The sequence below is a fragment of the Pseudomonas sp. PS02303 genome (genome assembly GCF_029959925.1).
Lineage (GTDB): Bacteria > Pseudomonadota > Gammaproteobacteria > Pseudomonadales > Pseudomonadaceae > Aquipseudomonas > Aquipseudomonas mandelii.
The window spans coordinates 1-4,908 of record NZ_JASCOM010000350.1 but is presented as its reverse complement, the minus strand read 5'-3'; the positions used below and the strand labels follow the sequence as shown (position 1 = coordinate 4,908).

Annotated in this window: 4 protein-coding genes; 1 reads left to right on the top strand and 3 read right to left on the bottom strand. The window is 60.9% G+C overall.

Going from position 1 to position 4,908, the window contains the following annotated elements:
* Nucleotides 1–102 precede the first annotated feature (102 nt).
* From QMX98_RS32345 to QMX98_RS32335, 3 genes are all read right to left on the bottom strand, one after another.
* Nucleotides 103–2,451, bottom strand: coding sequence for an FdhF/YdeP family oxidoreductase (locus QMX98_RS32345; RefSeq protein ID WP_282411961.1), 2,349 nt, complete (start codon nucleotides 2,449–2,451; stop codon nucleotides 103–105).
* A complete protein-coding gene (gene fdhD / locus QMX98_RS32340; protein WP_154502599.1) occupies nucleotides 2,448–3,287 on the bottom strand; it encodes a formate dehydrogenase accessory sulfurtransferase FdhD in 840 nt (279 codons plus the stop codon). Before fdhD ends, QMX98_RS32345 begins: the two co-directional genes overlap by 4 nt.
* Nucleotides 3,288–3,380: 93 nt before the next feature.
* Nucleotides 3,381–4,268 (bottom strand): LysR family transcriptional regulator, encoded by an 888-nt coding sequence (locus QMX98_RS32335; RefSeq protein WP_077747512.1) that lies wholly within the window; start codon nucleotides 4,266–4,268, stop codon nucleotides 3,381–3,383.
* Nucleotides 4,269–4,405: 137 nt separating this feature from the next.
* On the opposite strand from QMX98_RS32335, the gene lysM reads away from it, so the two are divergent.
* On the top strand, nucleotides 4,406–4,846 hold the full coding sequence (lysM, locus tag QMX98_RS32330) for a peptidoglycan-binding protein LysM (RefSeq protein WP_282411960.1): 441 nt from the start codon (nucleotides 4,406–4,408) through the stop codon (nucleotides 4,844–4,846).
* Nucleotides 4,847–4,908 lie beyond the last annotated feature (62 nt).

Below are 4,908 nucleotides of genomic sequence, written 5' to 3'. Positions count from 1 at the left end.
GCCTCGCTCCTACAGGATTCGTGTCATGTACAAAAAAATGCGTAAGACACCGATCCTGTAGGAGCGAGGCTTGCCCGCGAAGAGGCCAGACCTGCCGTCCCGTTAAGCCGACTTGGCCAAAATCAACCCGGTCTCACTCGCCATTTCCAGACGGATCGCCACAAACTTCGACGTCGGCGTATGGCTGCCATCCCCGGTGCTTTCCAGCGGCACCAGCGGATTCACTTCTGGATAGTAAGCAGCCGCCTGCCCTGCAGGAATATCAAACGCCAGCAGCGTAAAGCCCTTTACTCGACGCTCACGTCCATCATCCCAGATCGAAACGATGTCAGCCTTCTGCCCTGGCTTGAACCCCAGGCGAATGATGTCCGCTTCATTGACGAACAACACATCCCGCTGACCCTTCACGCCACGGTAACGGTCATCCAGCCCATAAATCGTGGTGTTGTACTGATCGTGAGAACGCATCGATTGCATGATCAGGTCCGGCAACACGCCCGTGGCGCGGGTGCGTTCGTGCACCAGGTCCTTGGGCAGGGCGTTCGGGCGGAAATTGGCGCGCCCGGACGGGGTGTTCCACCTGCGTGCACCGGCGCTGTTGCCGAGGTAGAAACCGCCCGGATTCTTGATCTTCTCGTTGAAGTCGCGAAAGCCCGGAATGGTATCGGCGATCAGATCGCGAATGCGGCTGTAATCGGCCACGAGCCAGTTCCAGTCCACCGGTCTGCTGCCCAGGGTCGCGGCAGCGATGCCGGCGATGATCCAAGGCTCCGAGCGCATCTGGTTCGACAGGGCCTGCAACTGGCCGTTGGAGGCGTGGACCATGCTGAACGAATCTTCGACGGTCACCGCTTGCGCGCCTTCGGCCTGGATATCGATGTCGGTACGGCCCAGGCACGGCAGAATCAGCGCATCTTTACCGTGGGCCAAATGGCTGCGGTTGAGCTTGGTGCTGATCTGCACGGTCAGGTCGCAATTGCTCAGGGCCTGGAAGGTGCGCGGGCTGTCCGGGGTTGCCTGGGCGAAGTTGCCACCCAGACCGATAAAGACTTTGGCGCGGCCTTCGGCCATGGCATGAATCGCCTCGACCACGTTATGACCGTTTTCACGCGGCACCTTGAACTGGAAGCGCCGCTCCAGGGAATCGAGGAACGCCACTGGCGGACGTTCGTTGATGCCCATCGTCCGGTCACCCTGCACGTTACTGTGGCCACGCACCGGGCACAGGCCGGCGCCCGGCCGGCCGATGTTGCCGCGCAGCAGCATCAGGTTGGCGATTTCCTGGATGGTTGCCACTGAGTGGCGGTGCTGGGTGATGCCCATGGCCCAGCACATGATGACGTTCTTGCCTTTGGCGTACATGCGCGCCGCTTGCTCGATTTCCACCAGGGGCAGGCCGGACTGTTCGACGATCTGCTCCCAGGAAGTGTCGTCGACGGTGCCCAGGTACTCCAGGATGTTGACGCTGTGCTCATTGAGGAAATCGTGGTCGAACACGGCCGGCTCACCCGCCTTCTGCGCGTCGCGCTCCCATTGCAGCAGGAATTTCGCCATGCCACGCAGCACCGCCATATCGCCGCCCAGCGCCGGGCGGAAGTAGGCGGTGTTGGTCGGCTTGTCGCCGTTGGTGAGCATTTCGATCGGGTGCTGCGGGTGCTGGAAGCGTTCCAGGCCCCGCTCTTTCAACGGGTTGATACAGACCACCTGCGCGCCGCGTTTCACGGCTTCGCGCAAAGGTTCGAGCATCCGCGGATGGTTGGTGCCCGGGTTCTGGCCCCAGACAAAAATCGCGTCGGCGTGTTCGAAGTCGTCGAAGGTCACGGTGCCTTTGCCGACACCGACACTTTGCGCCAACGCCACGCCGCTGGCCTCGTGGCACATGTTCGAGCAGTCGGGGAAGTTGTTGGTGCCGTAGGTGCGCACGAACAATTGATAGAGGTACGCCGCTTCGTTGCTGGCGCGGCCCGAGGTGTAGAACTCGGCCTGATTCGGGCTCGACAGGCCCTGCAAATGTTTGGCGATCAAGGCGAACGCCGCTTCCCAGCTGATCGGCTTGTAGCGATCAGTTTCGGCGTCATAGCTTAATGGCTCGGTCAGGCGACCCTGATACTCCAGCCAATAGTCGCTCTGTTCCAGCAACGAACTGACGCTGTGTTTAGCAAAGAAAGCGCCGTCGACACGCCGTTTGGTCGCTTCCCAGTTCACCGCTTTGGCGCCGTTCTCGCAGAACGCCACCATGCCGGCTTCGTTGGAATCGCCCCAGGCGCAACCGGGGCAGTCGAACCCGCCGTTCTTGTTGGTTTTGAGCATCATGCGCAGGTTTTTCAGCGCGTTGTCACTGGTCAACCAGGCCCGGGCAACGCTGGCCAGTGCGCCCCAGCCACCGGCCGGGCCTTTGTAGGGCTTGTAGCGAGGGACGGGTTTCTGGTCGGCTTGACGGTGTTGACTCACGCTTGATTCTCCAATGCCGGGCTGTAGACCCGCGGCGCATTCTTCTGGGGCAGATGGATGAGGTTGAGGTTGTGGCGACGGGCCCATTGCACGGCAAGGCCCGTGGGCGACGACAGGCTGACCAGGGTCTGGATGCCGGCGCGCAATACTTTTTGAATCAATTCGAGGCTGCAACGGCTGGTGACAATCGCCAGGCCGCCTTCAGTCGGGATCTTCTGGCGGATGAGCCCGCCAATCAGTTTGTCGAGGGCGTTATGCCGGCCGATGTCTTCACGGCCCAGCAGCAATTCGCCCTGACCGTTCATGAACACCGCCGCATGCACTGCGCCGGAGTACTGACCAAGAGGCTGGAACGCACCGATGCGCTGGCGCAAGCCATCGAGCCATTCGGCGGGGGGCAAGGGCGCGCCGGGCAATACCTTGAGGTCTGGCAACGCCTGTTCAACCGCTTCCACGCCGCAGAGCCCGCAACCGCTGGTGCCGGCCATTTGCCGACGCTGCTGCTTGAGGTTCCAGAACGCGCGGTTGGCGATGGTCACTTGCGCGTATTGCGCCGAGCCCGAGCCGCTGAGTTGCAAGTCATAGATGTCAGAGGCGTCTTCGATGATGCCGCTGCCGAGGCTGAAACCGACGATGAAGTCTTCAAGGTCCGTCGGCGTTACCAGCATCACCGCCTGACTGATGCCGTTATAAGCGATCGCCAACGCGACTTCTTCGGCGAGCGCGGTGCTGGCCGATTCGGTTTGTTGAAGGTCGCTGTAACTGTAAGTCTGGCTGGCGGCGGGTGCGGGCGCTTCAGAGGCGGGCGCCGCGCAGGCAGGGCGCTTGGCTTTCATGGGCATCACCGACGGTTTAGTCAGCTTTAAGCCTAGGCGCGTCAACATGTCGCGTCTAATCGCTTATACCGATCTACCGATAGATGACATCGATCAAGAAGCTGTCAGCGATTTCTGATAGATCGCAAAGCAGGCTTCGGCCAGCGCCGAACGCGGGGCGCTGCGACGCATGATCAGCCCAAGCCGGGCAAGGGTCTTGGCGTTTTCGATGGGTTGCAGACGCAAGTGATCGGTGAGGTTTTCCAGGCCGCCATCCAACGGCATCACCGCGCAGCAGAGGCCGCCGTGCACCCCTTGTAACAATTGGTGGACCGCGTCGGTTTGCAGAAGCGGCTGGGGTGTCAGGCCGCGGCTGTGGAAGTTGTGATCGATGGACTGGCGAAAGTGCATGCCGCTGGTGAGCATGCCCAAGGGCAACTCGATCAAGGACTCCCAACTCAACGGCGCCTCGCCGAAGCTGAAGAAGCGCTGATCGTAGAGCAGGCCCATGCGGGTTTCGCTGAAGGCCAGGGAGTCGAAACGCTCGTTGTCCAGTCGCTCCAGGTAAGACACGCCGAGGTCCAGGCGATTGTTCGCCAGTTGTTCGAGGATTTGTTCAGAGCTCAGGGCCGAGAGTTCAAAGCGCAGGTTCGGGTGTTCGGCATGCAGGCGTTGCATCAACGGCAGCGGATCGAAACTCGACAGCGGCACCACGCCCAACCGCAGCGTACCGACCAGATTGCCGCGACAGGCGGCGGCCTCGGCCTGCAAGCCGTCGTAGGCCGCCAGCACCGTGCGTGCCCACGCCAACACGCGCTCGCCCGGCGCGGTGAAGCCTTCGAAGCGCTGGCCACGATTGACCAACGGCAGGTCGAGCTCTTCTTCGAGGCTGCGCAGGCGCATGGACAGGGTCGGCTGGGTAATATGGCAGCGCGCCGCAGCCTGGCCGAAGTGGCGGGTTTCGTCGAGGGCGATGAGGAATTTCAGCTGCTTGATGTCCATCTTCGCTCCAGGGCGCGGTGAAGGTCGGGATTCTAGCGCTTGTGCCGGATCAGCGTCATTGGTCGGGTTGGAACCGGGGGTTTCAAGCTTGGTCTAGTCTTTTGCGTCTGGAACCCTAAACCCAAGGAGCGTGCACCATGAGTATTTTTAGCTTTGTAAAAGAAGCAGGCGAAAAACTTATCGATCTACTGACACCGGGCAACGCCAATGCCGGTGAGCAGTTGAAGGAACACATCAGCAAGGTCGGCCTGGGTAACCCGAATGTGCAGGCTACGGTGGACGGCGACAAAGTTACTGTCACCGGTGATGTGGGCAGCCAGGAAGAGAAGGAAAAGATTCTGCTGGCGGTGGGCAATATCGCTGGAGTTGGCAGTGTGGACGATCAGATGACCGTGACCGGGCCGGTGGTAGTGGCCGCAAAGTTTGTCACCGTCGTGAAGGGCGACACCCTCAGCGCTATTTCCTTGCGCGTGTATGGCGATGCCAACAAGTATCAAAAAATCTTCGAGGCCAACAAACCGATGCTCAAGCATCCGGACAAGATCTATCCGGGGCAGTCGTTGCGGATTCCTGAGTAATCCTTAAGTCCGTTTGATGGCCTTCGCGGGCAAGTCGGAACGAGCGATGCGGCGTTCCGACT